The sequence below is a fragment of the Sphingobacterium athyrii genome (assembly GCF_003071065.1).
Lineage (GTDB): Bacteria > Bacteroidota > Bacteroidia > Sphingobacteriales > Sphingobacteriaceae > Sphingobacterium > Sphingobacterium athyrii.
Map to the genome: position 1 here is coordinate 344,303 of NZ_QCXX01000001.1, position 17,665 is coordinate 361,967.

Genomic DNA, 17,665 nt, shown 5'->3' on the forward strand with positions numbered 1-17,665 from the left:
TCAAATACAATAAGCTAAATTCGATTCATAAACAAAATCACCTTGTTTTTTTCAAAGACTCCAAAGATTACTATATTTAGGCTTCTTTAATGAGCAAAATTTTTACAACAAGAAACTTAAGCCTAAAATGAGTCTAGAAAAGTGCGCATCCGTCGAAGCGAACGAAAACATGCTTCAATACAATGGTAAATATGGTGAGTATGGTGGATCTTATATCCCACCTGTCCTGGAAAATCAGTTAAACAAATTAGCCGATTTTTTTGACAGCCATGTTCAGAAAGAAGAATTCCAAAAAGAATTCATCTCCATCCTCAAACACTATGTAGGACGTCCCTCACCTTTGTATTTTGCAAAGAATCTGAGTGAATATGTAGGTTCCAGGATCTACTTAAAGCGGGAAGACCTGAATCATACCGGTTCGCACAAAATCAACAATTGTATCGGTCAGATCTTGTTGGCAAAACAAATGGGCGCGACGGAAATTATTGCCGAAACCGGAGCTGGTCAGCATGGAGTTGCAACCGCGACTGCCGCTGCTCTCTTAAATATTCCCTGCAAGGTCTTTATGGGCGAAATTGATGCCGCCCGTCAAGCCTTGAATGTGAAACGGATGGAGTTGTTGGGTGCTGAGGTTGTCACAACAAATCTAGGAAGCCGAACACTTAAAGATGCTGTTGACGCCGCGTTGATGTATTATGTCGAAAACCCAACATCGTATTATCTTCTTGGTTCACATGTCGGACCGCATCCCTATCCTAAAATGGTGGGCTATTTTCAGAGTGTGATCGGCAAAGAAGCCCGACAACAAATTCTTGAACAGGAAGGACGCCTTCCAGACAGTATCTTTGCCTGTGTAGGCGGTGGATCAAATGCCATTGGATTATTTTCAGGTTTTCTGGATGATCAGGAAGTTGAGATCAATGGCGGTGAAGGCGGCGGCTCGGGTACTTACCCTAAAACAGCTGCTACCCTATCGTTTGGTAAACCGACCGTATTTCAGGGCACCTATTCCTACTGCCTTGTTGACGATACAGGCAATCCGATCCCATCCACATCCGTATCAGCTGGACTGGATTACCCGGGCATCTCGCCACAGCATGCCGCTTTAAAAGACAGCAATCGGGCCAACTATTATCCGGTTACGGACGACGAAGCGATCGCCGCCTATAAATTGCTTTCCAAATTAGAAGGAATCATCCCGGCAATTGAGTCTTCACATGCTGTTGCCCTAGCGGTCAAACTATTGAAAGATAAAAACAAACTTGCTATCGTTAATCTGTCTGGCCGCGGAGACAAGGATGTCGACCGTGAATTTTAATAGATCACTGAATAATTTAGATAGCCATAGCAGATTGCTCATAAGGCACCTCGCTATGGCTATTGATATAAATCCGGGTTTTCCATGTATGCTAACCGTTCCATTTAGATAACAGCGATTCTTATGAAACGAAATAAAAATCGCCACAACTGGCTAAAAATCATTACTACGGTATTCCTCCTATTGATTCTTGGGATTACCGTCTATAACCTTTATCCTGAACCCCGCTTACCAAAAAATGCGGTGGTTGACAAACTTGTGGTCTATAAATCCAAACGAATCCTATCAGCTTATGCGCAAGGCAAATTGCTCAAATCCTACCGAATATCGCTGGGCGGAGAGCCGATTGGAGCTAAAAAAATCGAAGGTGATTTAAAGACACCGGAAGGATTATATTATATCAACGATAAAAATCAGTACAGTGGATATCACAAGAACCTAGGGATTTCGTATCCGAATGATCAGAATATCGCCTATGCCAGATCTTTGGGCAAAACCGCGGGTGGTGACATCAAAATCCATGGCTTAAGAAATGGAATGGGCTTTATCGGGAAATTACAACGTTGGACAGACTGGACATTCGGCTGCATGGCGTTAACCAACACAGAAATTGATGAACTTTATCAGGCCGTTCCCATCGGTACCCCTATTGCGATTAATCCCTAAGGTTGATCAGCATGGCAGTTCCATCGGCTAGACAGGCTGTATGGATGGCTCGGCAGAAGGCACCAAAAAGCTACAACATATCACCTAAATCTTACAACAGAAATGTCCGATTAATTTGCGATTTTTGGGTTTGGATTTGTAACTTGTATTAAAAAAAATCGGATGAAACTCGCAATAAAGAATATGGTATGCAATAGATGCATCATGGTCGTCGAAAACGAATTGGCCAAGCTTAATCTTCACATTAAACATATTTCTTTAGGACAGGTCGAAATTGAAGAGACATTAAACCGGGAACAATCTGCTAAGCTAGCCGAGAACTTCTCCGCCCTGGGTTTTGAACTCATCGATGACAAAAGAACGGTATTGATTGAGCAGGTCAAACATTTGGTCCTGGACTTAATCCGCAACCAACATAACAATACCAATCTTAATTTATCGGAAATAATAAGTAATCAGATTTACCATGATTACAATTATATTTCGAATTTATTTTCGGATGTTGAAGGCATGACGATCGAAAAATATTTCATTAGCCAAAAGATTGAATATGTCAAGGAGCTTTTGGTCTATGATGAATTGACACTAAGCGAAATCGCCTATCAGTTGAACTATTCCAGCGTTGCTTATTTAAGCAATCAATTCAAAAAGGTTACCGGACTGACCCCTAGTCATTTTAAGCATATCAAAGAGAATAAACGTAAACCATTGGATAAAATACATGACGCAGGATAAATTATTCAGCTCCAGCTGTTTTCGATAGGTCAGGTCACCATTTGACTCCCGATAAAAAACAGGTATTAAAGATAACAGAAAAGGCCTCCGAGCGGAAGCCTTTCTTTTTAAAATTGCCCTTTCAAATTTGCAACCCTTATTTTAAATATCTCTAATTCTTTTTGCTGTTGATTGATAAAAGAGTTTTCTGTTAACTTCCCGACAACTATATCACGCTCTTCATCATTGGCATATACCATATTCTTGAACGGATTTTTGTAATCTTTCGCACGGGATTTATAGATCTGCTCGCCTATCCAGATTCGGTGCTCCAAAGCCTCATCCAACAAAGATACAATTTTATCTCCGGATATTTCCACACCTTCCAAAGTCAGAATTTCAATCAGAGACAATAAGGCATGCTTTCGCTTATCCAATAGATACTCCTTGCTACGTTCATGATAAAACTCATGAATATCATCCCAGGAGTCTATCTTTTTGGATTTGATATCATTCAGAAAAACCTGCAATGCAGTACTTTCGATAAGCTGTCCACCGATATTTTCCCAATTTGTCCGTTTTTCACCGGCAAGGCTAGCAATGATTTCATCGATTGATCGGCCTTCCTCCAGTGCATCCATTAGGTGCAGTACACCATAATACTTGATAAATGAACGATAGAGATGATAAGCTTCACCTACTTTTTGAATCACTGTCGGTCTGCGCGAATTTTCTGCTCCCGATAAAACAATAGTCTTATCTTTTAGATCAATATTGTTGGCAAGTAAGGTACGCCCGGCTAAAATATGTTCCTCCCGTGTCTTATTCCCTTCGTGTTGAAGGCTTTCCGACACAGCAAAAGCAAGTGTTTCCATTCCGCCAAACATCTCATTGACAGTATCAGGGGCCAACATATCGTACTCAAAATATTGATTTTTAAAATGCCTACTGTCCCGGGCTTCATACTTATTGGCATTACGCACCAGTGCATACATATTATACATAAACCAATATCCCGGAATAAGCAAAAGCCGATCATGCTGCACATCATTGCTCACTAACGTGAAGGGCAGCTGAATATCCAGCTCGTGCAGAAAATCACCCTTGACGATCAAGCAATAAGAGGCGAATCTCGAATTATGCTTAAGACTTACACACAATCCAGGCCAAAAGCCACGTCCCGCAATAATCTCTCCGTCAGCAGCTCGGGAATTGTGGTTCGACCCCACCGTCGCCCCGGCAGCCATATTGCTTTGCCCCATCACCAATGCTGCGCACAGAAAAGAATTATTATGATGTTGCTCATGCGCCGGAAAGATCAGGGAATTAAGCACTTCACAACAGGATATCGTCGAATTATCGCCGAGATAAGAATTGATCAATCGTGCACCATATTTCAGCTGCGAGTAAGAGGCTAAAATAAAACGTACCGCCTTTACCCCGTAGAATATACGGCAACCGTAACCAATGATACCATTGACCAACTCACAACCCTCACCAATTTGCGTATAGGATTCCCGGGAAGAATTGACGGTCACATTTTTCAACTTGCTTACTCCTTTAATATAAGCATCGGTACCAATCTTCACATTTTTGATTGTGAATGTATTTTTAATGACACAACGATCCCCTATCTGACTATAATACCCACGTTGTGTACCAAATTTTTGGTCCGTCAGCTCTTCAAAACGATGCTGTAGCATACGATCATGACGATTTCGCGTCCACAGGTAAACATCGGCGGCCTGCATACCGTCGAAAGGATAAACCGAGCGCGCTCCATTTTCATTGCAAAGCTCCAATTGGATGCGTTTATCGGATTCTTCACCATCCCGCAGAATACCATTTCCGAACTTGGCTGTGCTACCGGTTTCCATCTCCTTGATCTGACTTAACAGCACTTCATTCCCCACAATAAAATAGGATAAATAACCTATATGATGTACAGCTACATCATCGCCAAAATCCGAACTGATAATGGTCGAATGATATAAACCGATGGGAAGCTGCAGGTTTCGATATTCGAGGTAACTAGGGCTTAAATTTCCGATGCGTACCAAGCCGTAGAATTTACAGCCCTGAACCTGCTTGGGATCAAAGATCGCCGAAACTTTCACTTTGGACCAGTCACTCGACCAATTACCATTAGCAATAAGTTCCTGAACCTCAATTGCCGTGAGATCACGGTAATCATTACGTGGATTCTGCTGAAAACGCAGGGTGTACTCATCCTGCCCTTCATGGAGAAATTCATTTGGGATAAAATCATATCCCAAATGCTCCAAAGGTATTTTCTTTAATACACTCATGCGCCTCCTATTCTACTGTGACAGATTTGGCGAGATTACGAGGTTTGTCAACATCTAAGCCTAACTCAACACCAATATAATAAGACAATAACTGCAAAGGAACAACAGAGATTAAAGGAGCAATAACCTCATCTGCCTCTGGAATTTCCATAAAGTCATCTGACAGATTTTCGGAAACGGCGTCACCTCTGGTAACTACGGAAATAATCTTCCCTTTTCTGGCTTTTATCTCCTGGATATTGGAAACAATTTTTTCATGATAAGCATCTTTGGTTGCGACGAAAACAACGGGCAAGTTTTCATCGACCAAAGCAATAGGGCCATGTTTCATCTCCGCTGCCGGATAACCTTCGGCATGAATATAAGAGATCTCTTTTAGCTTTAGTGCACCCTCCAGGGCAACCGGGAAATTATAGCCCCTGCCAAGAAACAAGAAATCCCTCGCGTCTTTATATTTTTTTGCTATTTGTTGAATCTTTTCGATTTGTGTATCCAAAATCCACTGTACTTTCCCGGGAACGTCATGCAATTCTTCCGACAGTTTCAGAAAACGCTCGTCGGAAATCGTTCCTTTTAACGCCGCAATTTTTAATGCGATCAGGTTGAGGACAGTCAGCTGCGCCGTAAATGCCTTTGTACTTGCCACGCCGATTTCAGGTCCCGCATGCGTATAAGCGCCTGCATCTGAAAGACGTGCTATGGACGAGCCGACCACATTCACTACGCCCAGAATGATAGCGCCCTGTTTTTTTGCATTCTCCAACGCGACTAAGGTATCCGCAGTCTCCCCACTTTGTGAAATGGCCAAAATAACATCTCCGGGATGGATCACTGGATTACGGTAGCGGAATTCAGAAGCATATTCCACTTCAACGTTGATGCGGCATAATTCTTCAATGACATATTCCGCAATTAATCCAGCATGCCAGCTCGTACCACATGCCACAATCACAATCCGATTGGTGTTGCTGATCTCATTCGCATACTTCTCGATTCCACTAAGAATAATTTGTTTCGCCTGCAGATCCAGACGACCACGCATAGAATCGTAGATGGTATCCGGCTGTTCGAAGATTTCCTTGAGCATAAAATGGTCGTAGCCACCTTTTTCAATAGCCGATAACTCCAGATCCAGCTTTTGGATATACGGGGTGATACGTTCATTCCCCAAATTCTTTAGAATCAACTCTCCTGGCGTAATAATCGCCAGTTCGTAGTCATTGATATAAACAACCTCTTTGGTATACGCCAACATGGGCGAAGCGTCTGAACCTAGAAAGTGTTCGTTTTTGCCTATTCCGATGACCAACGGGCTCCCCTTTCTGGCTGCAATAATCCGATCTGGATGACCAGCTTCTAAGACAAGGATCACATAAGCACCGACGACTCTTTTTAAAGCAATACGAATTGCCTCTTCCAGAGGGCACTCATTCTGTAATTGGATTTCTTCGATAAAATTAACGAGTACTTCTGTATCCGTATCACTTTTAAAATGATAACCTTTATTAATTAATTCTGATTTTAAAGATGCATAATTTTCAATGATACCATTATGAATCATTGCGATGCGTCCACTGTTTGAGTAATGTGGATGGGCATTTCGGTCAGAAGGTTCACCATGGGTGGCCCATCGTGTATGCCCTATTCCTGTTGTTGACTGAAGATCCTGACCGTAAACGAATTCTTCCAAATTCACGACTTTTCCTGTCTTTTTGTAAACATCGACATGTTCACCTTTGTGTAGTGCGACTCCTGCACTGTCATAACCACGGTATTCTAATTTTTTCAATCCGTCAATGACGATACCATACGCCTGACGGTAACCTGTGTATCCTACAATTCCACACATGCTTGTCTCAATTTTAAGTATATATATATTTTGTTAATGCGGTCGCAATGTAATAAAAAATATTTATGCAATCGATTGATTAACCTAAATTTAATACAAAAAAAAGGAGGCCAATGACTTAGCCTCCTTTCCTTTGTAAAATTGATATATGTTTAATGTTCTGCGACATCAACATGGTCGTAATTTTCTACCATGAGCGCCTCATAATCAGTCTTTTCCTTTTTTCCGAAACGGCGTTGCAAACTATCGAAGATTGAATAGACAACTGGGACGACAACTAACGTCAAGAACAAAGAGGACAACAGACCACCAATGATTACAATGGCCAAGCCTCTATTCATATCGGCACCATCACCTGTGGCGATCGCTATTGGAATCATACCGAATACCATCGCGATTGTCGTCATCAAAATCGGACGAAGGCGGGCATGGTTCGCTGCAACTAATGCATCGTGGGTGGTATCTCCTGCTTCTTTACGGTGATTAGCAAAGTCAACCAGCATAATCGCATTCTTGGCTACCAATCCGATCAACATAATGATACCCAAAATCGTGAATATATTCAATGTTTGATTTCCCAAAGCCAAGAACAATAATGCCCCGATAAATGACAATGGAATAGAGAACAAGACAACGAATGGAGTGATAAAACTATCATATAAAGCAACCATTACCAAATATACTAGGATAATAGATGCCAATAAGGCAATCCCTAAAGTTCCAAAACCTTCGGTTTGATTTTCCATGTTACCACCCCAGATAAATACGATTCCTGGTTTGCGCGGTAGTTTTTCAAACTGAGCTTGCCATTCCTGAGCTACTGTACCCATCGGTCTACCGATTGCCTGTCCTTGAATGGACACCGCCGGCGATTTGTCCCGGCGTTCCAACAAAGTTGGGCCAGAACCATAAGTGACGTTGGCAAATTGCTCCAATGAAATCGAAGCCCCCTTATTGTTAATAAACTTCAAATCACGCACATTGTCAATATTTGCACGACCACTTTCGGTGTAACGGATATTAATGTCATACTCGTTATCCCCCGCCCTATATTTATTATCGGTATTTCCCGAAAATGCAGTTTGCATAGTCATACCGACAGTCGACACATTCAGGCCCAGGGATGTCATTTTATTGCGATCAATTTTCACATTAATCTCTGGGTTACCCGCCTCAGAGGTCAATTTTACTCCCGCAGCTCCCGGAATTTTGCGCAATTGGTCAGCAGCTTTCTCCGCAAATTCTTGCGCGTCTTCGACAGAGGCACCAATGATGGTCAACTTCAACGGCGCCTGCTCTGCTCCCATAATACCAACGTTCACGGTTTTGACTTTGGCACCAATCAGTTTATTTTCCAATTCACGTTTTAAGGTTGCAGAATACACCTGGGAATTTCCTTCAAAATTCTCCTTGTCCAGAATAACATGGATTTCGGATTTATAACGAGATCCTGTAGTGGAAGCCATACCGTCCGAAGATTGTCCGACCGTAGTGATTATTTCTTTAACGTCTGGCTTGGATTTAAGATAAGCCTCCGCCTTTTGCGTCAATAAGTTTGTTTTTTCCAAGGAAGCGTCTTTATCGAGTTCCAATTGGATAAAAAATTCCTTACGGTCGATACCCGGGAAAAAATCCGAACCGATATAGCCCTTCACTACCAATGAAAATGAAGCAATCAAAAGTCCTATCGCTAGGCCTAGCGTAGCCAGTTTAGTCAATCGTGTTTTTAAAGACCATACCAACAATCCGGATACCCAATGCGTAAACGCAGTCAAACCACTTTCAAATCCATGGATTATACGTCCAAACAAAGATGTTTTGCTCAAATGTTCAAGTTTTCCGAAACGCGAGTACAACCAAGGAACTACCGTAAATGACACAAGTAAAGATAACATCGTAGAGATAATTACGGTCACACAGAATTGTGCCAGGATATTTGCAACCAGTCCTGTAGACATCGCAATTGGCAAGAACACTACCACGATGACCAAGGTAATCGCCGTAACGGTAAAGCCAATTTCGGAAGCACCATCAAATGCCGCACGCACCTTGTTTTTACCCATCTCCATATGGCGGTGAATATTCTCGATAACAACGATCGCATCATCCACCAGGATACCCACCACAAGGGATAAACCCAACAGTGACATCAAGTTTAACGTATAGCCCATCAAAAGTAAGCCAATGAAGGTTGCAATCAACGACAGCGGAATCGCTACCATTGTAATTGCAGCATTTCGCAAACTCTGTAAGAAAAACAACATAATAAAACCTACTAAAGCAATTGCGATCATCAAATCATGGATTACGTTGTCGGCTGCATTCAAGGTAAAGTCAGAAGAGTCATTGGCGACCAAAATTTTAATATTTTGCGCTGCATAATCCTTCTCAACCCCGCTAATTACCTTTCCATTTTTATCATGTACTGCAATGGTTTTCTTTACCGCTTCGGATACAGCTACTGCATTGGCATCCGATTGTTTAAAGACCTGCAGCAAAATAGTATTCTGGCGGTCCAAACGAGCTACTTTTTCAATTTCTTTGATACCATCCTGAACGTCTGCAATATCACGTAAATAGATCTGAACCCCTGCCGGAGTTGTAATCGGCAAGTTACGAAGCTCCTCAATTGAGGTAACCTTTCCGGCCAACCGGATTGTAGTCCTATTATCACGTGTGCTTACGTTACCTGTAGGAAAATCCAAATTAGATGCCGCTACAGTTTGTTGCACCTGTGAGATTGTCAATCCATAACCTTCGATTTTCTTTGGATCCACAGAAATTTGGATCTCACGTTCTTCACCTCCAATCATGTCTACTTTTGCAACCCCATTAATACGTGCAAAAACAGGCTGGATTTTATTGTCCAGGAGATCGTATAACTCTTTCTCGGACAAGTTTGAGGTAACAGCCAAACTCATGATCGCTACATCGTCCAACGAGAACTTGGACAGGGAGGGTGTCTCCACATCGTCAGGCAAGTCGTTTATGACGGCATTGATCTTCCGCTGGGCATCAGTAAGCAGAAAGTTGACGTCAGCGCCATTGTTAAGAGTAATCATAACGATCGACACCCCTTCAAGCGAGGTCGATTCTACTTTTTTGATGCTTTCCAAGGATGAAATAGCATCCTCAATTTTCTTGGTGACAGAGCTCTCCACCTCAGCGGGGGATGCTCCCGGATAAACCGTCTGCACCGTGATGACGTTGATCTCAAATTTAGGGACTAACTCGTACCCTAATTGAGTATAGGAAAACAATCCGCCTAATGTGAGTATTATAAATAATACGATAATTATACTTGGACGTTTTATCGATATTTCGGTAATTTTCATTAGAATTATTTGTTTTTAATGGTAATGAAACCACGACTTCATTTGCTACTGGTTTTCAGTAAACATTATTTAATAATTTCAACAGGGCTCTGATCAAACAAATTGATTTGACCCGAAACAATCACTTGATCACCATTTTGCAGGCCGCCCAAAATTTCAATATAATCGCCGAAATTTCTTCCGGATTTCACATTGGTTTCGATTGCTTTACCATTTTTAAGAACGAATATTTTATTGTCGCTCACACTACCGACAAATGCGTTACGGGGCACGATCAAAGTATTGCCGGCAACACCCTCGCCAAACATCGCTGTGCCATACATACCGGCACGCAATTGATTGGATGAGTTATTGACTTCAATTTCTACCGGGAAATTTAAGCTTCCGTCTGATTTGGGTGCGATAAATGTCACTTTACCAGTGAATCTTTGGTCAGCATAAACACTTGCCGATACATCCACAGATTGACCGATTTTTAACGTTGCCACATTTTTCTCATCCACATTGACACGTAATTTTAACGTGCTTACATTCACGATATCGAATGCTGCAGCTCCAATATTTAAATAAGTTCCGGGTTCTATTTTACGTGCATTGACCACTCCTGAAACAGAAGTTTTGATGGTTACATCGCCTGCATTCAATTTTGAAGCCTTTAAATTATTTTTGGCATTTTCATATTGTAATTTCACCTGATCCAATTGCTGTTTGGTAACGCCACCCGTAGAATAAGCGCTTTCAAAACGATGTAGGTCGGCCTGGGCATTGGTAAAGGCTGCCTGAGCATTCGCTACATTAACATTCAGCTTATCCCCTTCAATGATTGCCAATGTTTGTCCGGCACTCACACGTGATCCCTCATCAACCAATACCTTAACTACTCTACCGGCAGTTTCTGCAGAGACTGTTACTTCTTGCTTCGGTGCAAAGGTTCCATTCGCAGTATAACGCAAATCCATCGAAGTGACCTTTGCGGTATCGATACGAACAGCAATAGACGCATTAGTTTTGGCGACTTCAGCAGTCTCAGCTTCGTTCTTCTTTTTATTTTTATTTAACACAAAAAATATTCCTGCAAGACCAGCAGCAATAATAAGTAGGGTAATAATTCCGCGTTTCATATTGTATTAGTCAATTATTCGTTAATTAGTGATTTGAGATTGCCGTTTGCTTTAATCAGTTGAACTTCCGCCACTTTATAATCAAGCAAAGAGGTATTTAAATTATTTTGTGCATCAGCATAAGCTTTCTCTGCGTCGAGTAGATCTGTTAACGTCGCCAAACCATTCTTGTAGTTATTGTTTGTATCCTCCAAGACGGACTTGGCTAAATCCACGTTTTTGCGATTCGACTCAATCGTCAGAAGGGTATTCTTGATTTGCACTTTGGAATTTTCCGCAGCCATACTTAGCGCTAATTTTGTATCAGCGATATCGACCTGAAGCTTATCAATATCAATCTGAGCTTGACGGACCTTGGATTTTGTCAAGAAGCCATTAAAAATAGGAACGGATAAATTCAAGCCGATTCCCGAGAAACTAGACCAGTTTACACCTTCAGCCTTTGAAAATATAGGAAATACTGGCCCCAGGCCTTGACGTCCATAATTGGCAGTCAGCGACAATGTTGGATAGTATTTTGAAATCTCGGCTTTTTTATTGAGCTCCAATAAGTCATTTTGCTTCGCCAGCACCTGAATCTCTGTTCTATTGGAAACATCAATTGGATTATAAACGGCATTTAACGCAACCGTTTCAAAGGTTGAGCTTGGCATGACGATCTGCTCATCCATGGACATACCGATAACAAATTTAAGTGCATTTTCTTTAAGTTCAACTGCATTAATCAACTGCTGCCTAGATGCTTTTAAATTTGTAACTGCTACATTTGTACGATCCAAGTCAATTTTCTTGGCCAGTCCATTCTTGTATAGACCATCGATCACGTCTCTTGTTTTTGTCGTGCTTTCTAAGTTATTATCAACTGTTTTTAATTGTAATTTGGATTGATAAACATCATAATAGCTATTAGCTACTTTTTCAATTAACTGTTCATCTGTCAATGTTTTATTAATCAGGTAAAATTCGCGTGTGGTTTTCGCTGCCTTTAATCCGGTAAATACTGTTTGATTAAACAATTGTTGATTCAAACTTATCGAATTTGTTGATTGCCATTTTTGTCCGAAAGCGGCCATTACCGTTGTTCCGGGCTGACCGACGAGCTCTCCGGGCAATGCAACTTTTTGAATCATGGGATTATACGTTATTCCCCCTGTAAAATTGATCTGTGGCAATGCCCCCGATTTAACCTCAGCGATCTTATGCTCCGCATTCTGCACATCGAGTGTCGCTTTTTTTGCATCAGCTTTATTCTGCAGAGCAAATTTGATCGCATCACTTAGGCTTAATTGCTGTTGTGCATGACTTTGGAAAACCATCGTACCTAATAAAAGGCTGGCTAGTATTCTGATTGTTTTCATTCCTAATTTATTTGTCCTAATTTTATATCTACTTCTTATTTATACCATTAAAAAACAGCTTCGTAGCCAGTTTTTGTTTCTGTAACACTTCATCAAAACGATCCTGATTTGGTATCCCAGAAATGATATCTGAAATATTGCACATCAAGGAAAGACTCTTCATCAGTTCCACATAGATTTCCGCTGTTTCATACAAATGTTCTTCGTTGAGTTCACCCTTCTCCGCGCCTACCTTAAATATTTCATAGAGCGCCTTTACATCGCGATTATGAAGACACTGAAAGAAATCCTGCATCGAAAGCCCTTTAATCCATTCCAGGTTCTCGTTCATGTGCAACATATAATACTTGCGCACAAAAGCATCCCGCATCTCTAAAATTTTCATGATCAGATCATAAGTTGTCCCTGTATGTGCAGCAACCAACTTTTCCTCCTCCGCTCTATACTCATCTGTCAAACGTATAAGAACGTCCCGTATAAGCGCATTCTTCTCCGAGTAATAATAATATAAATTCGCCTTGGTGATTTTTATATCCTCTGCAATTTCATTCATTGTTGTCTTACTAAATCCATAATGCATAAAGCGTCTTATGGCAGCATCAATGATCTGGTCTTTTCTATCTTCCATTCTTCAAAAAACTCCTTTCTACTTTCTGACTTTTATCAGAAATTGTTCAAAAATATAAAAAGTAACATCTCGCACAAAATATATTTTGAAATCGATAATAATTTGATATTTAGTTGACAACAAAAAAGGCAAACTTTAGAAGTTTGCCTTGCCCTTAATAACTCAGATTTTATTAAAACGCTACAGTATTCTGAAAATGTTTGAGGAATTTTCTTTTATCCAGTTTGTACAGACGGGCCGCCCGATAAGCAACTCCGGTCTGAACTTCATCCAGTTCCTTTAGAAAACCGTAATTCTGCATTTTCTTTCTAAAATTGCGTTTATCCAATGTTTTATTTAATATTCCCTCGTAGACCAATTGCAACTGGGTGAGGGTGAATTTTTCAGGTAACAATTCAAAAGCGATCGGTTTATAAGCCAGACGACGCTGCAATCTTTCCAGACATAGGTCCAAAATCTGCTTATGGTCAAATGCCAGTTCAGGAACATTTCTCACCGGAAACCATTTTGCCTGTTTCATGTAATTTGTAACAGGCTTTGTTTTTAATTTTGTATTATCAAGTTGAACAAGGGCATAATAAGCTACGGTCAGAATACGCCCCTTTGGGTGCCGTTTGAGGCCCGCAAAAGAATGTAACTGATCCATAAATACATCTTTCAAACCTGTATTTTCATACAAAATTCTTTTTACGGCATCTTCCATCTCTTCGTCATTATCCACGAAAAAGCCTGGCAATGCCCACCAATCCTTAAAAGGATATTCATTTCTTTCAGCCAAAAGAACTTTTAATTCTCCTTCATGAAAGCCTAATATGACACAGTCTACGGTAAAATTACTATACAAAACTTCTAAATTTATTTATGTGCAATATACTGAGCTAAATTTATCGGCTACTAATCATCGGGTTATCTGTAACAATTATACGCTTCCTAAACGTGATGCGCAAAAAAATAATGAAAAATTTATTCAAAGTGTAGAATATACACTATAAAAATCTTATATTCGTAAAACCTAAAATATAGAGTGTGATAAAAGAAATTAAAAAAATAGGCGTATTAACATCTGGCGGTGACGCACCCGGCATGAATGCCTGCATTCGTGCTGTTGTCCGTACAGCGCTACATAAGGGCCTCCAGGTAACCGGGATTTATCAGGGTTATCAAGGTCTGATTGACGGAAATTTTAAAGAAATGGATACCCGCTCAGTGAGCAACATCATACAGCGCGGTGGTACGATATTAAAAACAGCGCGTTGTCTTGAGTTTAAAACAACCGAAGGACGAAAAATCGCTTACGATAATTTGAAGGCAGCAGAAATTGATGCTTTGGTGGTGATCGGTGGTGACGGAACCTTTACCGGTGCGAATTTCTTCTCCAAAGAATTTGAGATTCCGATTGTAGGTATTCCCGGAACAATTGACAACGACCTTTACGGATCTGACTATACTATTGGTTATGATACCGCCAATAACACCGTTATCGAGGCCATTGACAAAATCAGAGATACGGCTGCCTCCCATGAGCGTCTTTTCTTTGTTGAGGTCATGGGCAGAGACTCGGGATGTATCGCATTAAACGCTGGAATTGCCGGTGGTGCAGAGGCCATCTTGCTTCCGGAGAAAGAGACGGCTATTGATGATCTGATTCGTCACCTGGAAGATGGTGCGATTAAAAAGAAATCCTCATCCATTGTTATTGTTGCTGAAGGTGACCAAAATGGTGGTGCATACTATGTTGCAAAAAAAGTAAAGGAAAAATTTGATCATTACGACACGAAAGTTAGTATATTAGGGCATTTACAACGTGGTGGATCTCCAACGAGTTTTGACCGCGTATTAGCCAGTCGATTGGGGTTTGCTGCCGTGAATGAAATTTTAGCAGGCAATACACGCATCACCGTGGGGCTCCGTGGTAATGAAATCAAAACTACACCGATTGAAGAGGCTATCAGCAACAAGGAAATTAAACTTAGCCCTGATCTATTGGAAATGGCTGAGATTTTATAATATAAAGCAAAGCAGACTATGATAGCAGTAGTATACAGTGGATCTCGATTCTCAGACTGGCGGTTGGCTGACAAAGGCCGGATAACCACCGGATTTCGCATGAATGGTATCAACCCCTATCTTCAGGATGAACGGTCCATACTACAGCATTTAAATAGAAACACCAATCTGATCAATAACGCTGAAAAAATTAAGCGTATTTATTTTTTTGGTGCCGGTTCTTCCTCCAAGGAACGCAAAGATAAAATCAAAAATGTCTTTGAACGCTTCTTTGTCAACGCTAGGGTCAAGGTAGACCACGATGTCATTGCTTCGGCAATTTCAACTTTCGGGGATGAAAAAGGTATTGTGGGCATTATTGGAAGCGGATCGAATGCGGCTTATTATACCGGAAAGAAAATCATAGAGAACAACTATGGCTTGGGCTATATCCTCGCGGATGAAGGGGCGACAAACTGGAATAGTCAGCAGTTGCTGAAACACTATATGACAGACACCCTCCCGCTCGATCTGAAAGAAAAATTGGAAAAAGAGTTTACCCTGGATAAGAAAAGTATTTTGGAGAAGGTGTATATTGCACCGCAACCTACTAACTTCTTAAATTCATTTACGGATTTTGTACTTGAAAACAAAGAGCATCTCTTTATCAATCAGTTGATCAAAAATGGATTACGTATTTTCATTAAAACCTATATTAAGCCATTAATGAAGGAATATCCGGATAGTGATGTGAATTTTACGGGTTCGGTGGCATTCAATTATGAAAATATCCTCCGGGAGGTAGCGACAGATGAATTTAATATCAGTATTGGCACCGTGGTCAAGGAGCCGATACATAATTTAATTAAATATTATATCAATAAAAATTAAGAATATGAAAATTGGAATTAACGGATTTGGCCGTATTGGTCGTTTAGCATTCAGAGCTGCTATCAATCGTCCAGAAATTGAAATTGTTGGTATCAATGACTTAGTTGAGCCGGATTACATGGCTTATATGTTGAAATACGATTCAACTCACGGTAAATTTGACGGTACTGTAGAGGTGAAAGACGGTAACTTGGTCGTGAATGGCAAAACAATCCGTGTGACTGCTGAAAAAGATCCGGCAAACTTGAAATGGAATGAAGTAGGTGCTGAAGTAATCATCGAATCTACAGGTTTCTTCCTGACACAAGAGTTAGCGCAAAAACACATTGATGCAGGTGCGAAAAAAGTTGTGATGTCAGCTCCGGCAAAAGATGATACACCAACATTCGTAATGGGTGTAAACCACAAAGAATTAAAAGCTGATCAACATATCGTTTCGAATGCTTCTTGTACAACAAACTGTTTGGCGCCTATCGCTAAGGTATTGAATGACAAATTCGGTATCATTGAAGGTTTGATGACTACTGTACATGCTGTAACAGCTACACAAAAAACTGTAGATGGTCCTTCTGTAAAAGACTGGAGAGGTGGCCGTGGAGCTTACCAAAACATTATCCCTTCTTCTACAGGTGCTGCTAAGGCTGTAGGTCTAGTTCTTCCTGAATTGAAAGGTAAACTGACAGGTATGTCGCTACGTGTTCCTACTGCTGACGTTTCAGTTGTTGACTTAACAGTACGTTTAAACAAAGGTGCTTCTTACGAAGAGATCAAAGCTGCAATGAAAGAAGCTTCTGAAGGTGAGTTGAAGGGTATCTTGGGTTACACTGAGGATGACGTTGTTTCAACAGACTTCTTGGGTGATGCGCGTACTTCAATCTTCGATGCTAAAGCTGGTATTTCTTTGAATGATAACTTCGTTAAAGTTGTATCTTGGTATGATAACGAGTGGGGTTATTCAAACAAAATCGTTGATTTAGTATTAGAAGTAGGTAAATTATCTTAATAAGATCCACCTAGACAATATTGGAGGGCTATTCAGATCGAATAGCCCTTTATTTTTTCCGCTTAGGAATCAACAGGTTGGCGTTTAAGCGCAAAAAAAAGCGCTTTTGCCTTTTGAATTTCAAATAATCCCTCTATATTTGCAGCATCAATAAGGCAATTGTCTCACATTGAAAAAGGTGCCATAGCTCAGTTGGTAGAGCAAAGGACTGAAAATCCTTGTGTCGCTGGTTCGAATCCAGCTGGCACCACCAAAAGAAACAGAACGCGATGTTCTGGCTTACTTTGAAAAATAATTCCATGCGAAAATAGCTCAGTTGGTAGAGCACAACCTTGCCAAGGTTGGGGTCGCGAGTTCGAATCTCGTTTTTCGCTCACCTGCCTAGGTGGTGGAACTGGTAGACACGCAGGACTTAAAATCCTGTTCCCGTTAAGGGAGTGCGGGTTCGATTCCCGCCCTAGGTACAAGAAAGCCCATCAGTCGATGG

The 17,665-nt window shown here is 40.9% G+C and carries 13 protein-coding genes and 3 tRNA genes; 9 read left to right on the forward strand and 7 right to left on the reverse strand.

Annotated features, from left to right (window positions below; all coding sequences use genetic code 11):
* Positions 1-127 precede the first annotated feature (127 nt).
* From trpB to DCO56_RS01550, 3 genes are all read left to right on the forward strand, one after another.
* Positions 128-1,318, forward strand: coding sequence for a tryptophan synthase subunit beta (trpB, locus tag DCO56_RS01540; protein ID WP_245935754.1), 1,191 nt, complete (start codon positions 128-130; stop codon positions 1,316-1,318).
* Between the two features lie 123 nt (positions 1,319-1,441).
* On the forward strand, positions 1,442-1,984 hold the full coding sequence (locus tag DCO56_RS01545) for a L,D-transpeptidase family protein (RefSeq protein ID WP_108632009.1): 543 nt from the start codon (positions 1,442-1,444) through the stop codon (positions 1,982-1,984).
* Between the two features lie 162 nt (positions 1,985-2,146).
* Entirely contained in the window at positions 2,147-2,719 is a 573-nt protein-coding gene (locus DCO56_RS01550) for a helix-turn-helix domain-containing protein (RefSeq protein ID WP_108632010.1), read from the forward strand.
* Between the two features lie 107 nt (positions 2,720-2,826).
* Here the strand turns inward: DCO56_RS01550 and DCO56_RS01555 are convergent, their stop codons facing one another.
* The 7 genes from DCO56_RS01555 to DCO56_RS01585 all read right to left on the reverse strand — a co-directional run bounded on the left by DCO56_RS01555 (position 2,827) and on the right by DCO56_RS01585 (position 14,142).
* A complete protein-coding gene (locus DCO56_RS01555) occupies positions 2,827-5,007 on the reverse strand; it encodes a DUF4954 family protein (protein ID WP_108632011.1) in 2,181 nt (726 codons plus the stop codon).
* A 7-nt stretch (positions 5,008-5,014) separates the two neighbouring features.
* Positions 5,015-6,856 carry a glutamine--fructose-6-phosphate transaminase (isomerizing) gene (glmS, locus tag DCO56_RS01560; protein WP_108632012.1) on the reverse strand — a complete coding sequence of 614 codons (1,842 nt, stop codon included), beginning with the start codon at positions 6,854-6,856 and terminating at the stop codon, positions 5,015-5,017.
* A gap of 152 nt (positions 6,857-7,008) precedes the next feature.
* On the reverse strand, positions 7,009-10,191 hold the full coding sequence (locus DCO56_RS01565; RefSeq protein WP_108632013.1) for an efflux RND transporter permease subunit: 3,183 nt from the start codon (positions 10,189-10,191) through the stop codon (positions 7,009-7,011).
* Between the two features lie 65 nt (positions 10,192-10,256).
* Positions 10,257-11,312, reverse strand: coding sequence for an efflux RND transporter periplasmic adaptor subunit (locus DCO56_RS01570; protein WP_108632014.1), 1,056 nt, complete (start codon positions 11,310-11,312; stop codon positions 10,257-10,259).
* 14 nt (positions 11,313-11,326) lie between these two features.
* Complete coding sequence (locus DCO56_RS01575; protein ID WP_108632015.1) at positions 11,327-12,670, reverse strand: TolC family protein; 1,344 nt, start codon at positions 12,668-12,670, stop codon at positions 11,327-11,329.
* A 28-nt stretch (positions 12,671-12,698) separates the two neighbouring features.
* Complete coding sequence (locus DCO56_RS01580; protein ID WP_108632016.1) at positions 12,699-13,298, reverse strand: TetR/AcrR family transcriptional regulator; 600 nt, start codon at positions 13,296-13,298, stop codon at positions 12,699-12,701.
* 172 nt (positions 13,299-13,470) lie between these two features.
* On the reverse strand, positions 13,471-14,142 hold the full coding sequence (locus DCO56_RS01585; protein ID WP_077434873.1) for an NUDIX hydrolase: 672 nt from the start codon (positions 14,140-14,142) through the stop codon (positions 13,471-13,473).
* A gap of 185 nt (positions 14,143-14,327) precedes the next feature.
* On the opposite strand from DCO56_RS01585, the gene pfkA reads away from it, so the two are divergent.
* The 6 genes from pfkA to DCO56_RS01615 all read left to right on the forward strand — a co-directional run bounded on the left by pfkA (position 14,328) and on the right by DCO56_RS01615 (position 17,642).
* The gene (gene pfkA, locus DCO56_RS01590) at positions 14,328-15,305 is read left to right on the forward strand and encodes a 6-phosphofructokinase (RefSeq protein ID WP_371412046.1); all 978 of its coding nucleotides are present in this window, start codon (positions 14,328-14,330) and stop codon (positions 15,303-15,305) included.
* Between the two features lie 18 nt (positions 15,306-15,323).
* On the forward strand, positions 15,324-16,175 hold the full coding sequence (locus tag DCO56_RS01595) for a hypothetical protein (protein ID WP_104382338.1): 852 nt from the start codon (positions 15,324-15,326) through the stop codon (positions 16,173-16,175).
* Between the two features lie 4 nt (positions 16,176-16,179).
* Positions 16,180-17,178, forward strand: a complete 999-nt coding sequence (gap, locus tag DCO56_RS01600; protein ID WP_108632017.1) for a type I glyceraldehyde-3-phosphate dehydrogenase — start codon at positions 16,180-16,182, stop codon at positions 17,176-17,178.
* Between the two features lie 177 nt (positions 17,179-17,355).
* Positions 17,356-17,431 (forward strand) — tRNA-Phe (locus tag DCO56_RS01605).
* Between the two features lie 48 nt (positions 17,432-17,479).
* A tRNA-Gly gene (locus DCO56_RS01610) sits at positions 17,480-17,552 on the forward strand.
* 5 nt (positions 17,553-17,557) lie between these two features.
* Positions 17,558-17,642 (forward strand) — tRNA-Leu (locus DCO56_RS01615).
* The last annotated feature ends 23 nt before the right edge of the window (positions 17,643-17,665 follow it).

What these genes read in the sequence shown, in the direction of transcription:
- glmS (WP_108632012.1), bottom strand. Translation starts at nt 6,856, where the DNA reads ATGTGTGGAATTGTAGGATACACAGGTTACCGTCAGGCGTATGGTATC.
- DCO56_RS01570 (WP_108632014.1), bottom strand. Translation starts at nt 11,312, where the DNA reads ATGAAACGCGGAATTATTACCCTACTTATTATTGCTGCTGGTCTTGCA.
- DCO56_RS01595 (WP_104382338.1), top strand. Translation starts at nt 15,324, where the DNA reads ATGATAGCAGTAGTATACAGTGGATCTCGATTCTCAGACTGGCGGTTG.
- DCO56_RS01575 (WP_108632015.1), bottom strand. Translation starts at nt 12,670, where the DNA reads ATGAAAACAATCAGAATACTAGCCAGCCTTTTATTAGGTACGATGGTT.
- DCO56_RS01550 (WP_108632010.1), top strand. Translation starts at nt 2,147, where the DNA reads ATGAAACTCGCAATAAAGAATATGGTATGCAATAGATGCATCATGGTC.
- trpB (WP_245935754.1), top strand. Translation starts at nt 128, where the DNA reads ATGAGTCTAGAAAAGTGCGCATCCGTCGAAGCGAACGAAAACATGCTT.
- DCO56_RS01545 (WP_108632009.1), top strand. Translation starts at nt 1,442, where the DNA reads ATGAAACGAAATAAAAATCGCCACAACTGGCTAAAAATCATTACTACG.
- DCO56_RS01555 (WP_108632011.1), bottom strand. Translation starts at nt 5,007, where the DNA reads ATGAGTGTATTAAAGAAAATACCTTTGGAGCATTTGGGATATGATTTT.
- DCO56_RS01580 (WP_108632016.1), bottom strand. Translation starts at nt 13,298, where the DNA reads ATGGAAGATAGAAAAGACCAGATCATTGATGCTGCCATAAGACGCTTT.
- DCO56_RS01565 (WP_108632013.1), bottom strand. Translation starts at nt 10,191, where the DNA reads ATGAAAATTACCGAAATATCGATAAAACGTCCAAGTATAATTATCGTA.
- gap (WP_108632017.1), top strand. Translation starts at nt 16,180, where the DNA reads ATGAAAATTGGAATTAACGGATTTGGCCGTATTGGTCGTTTAGCATTC.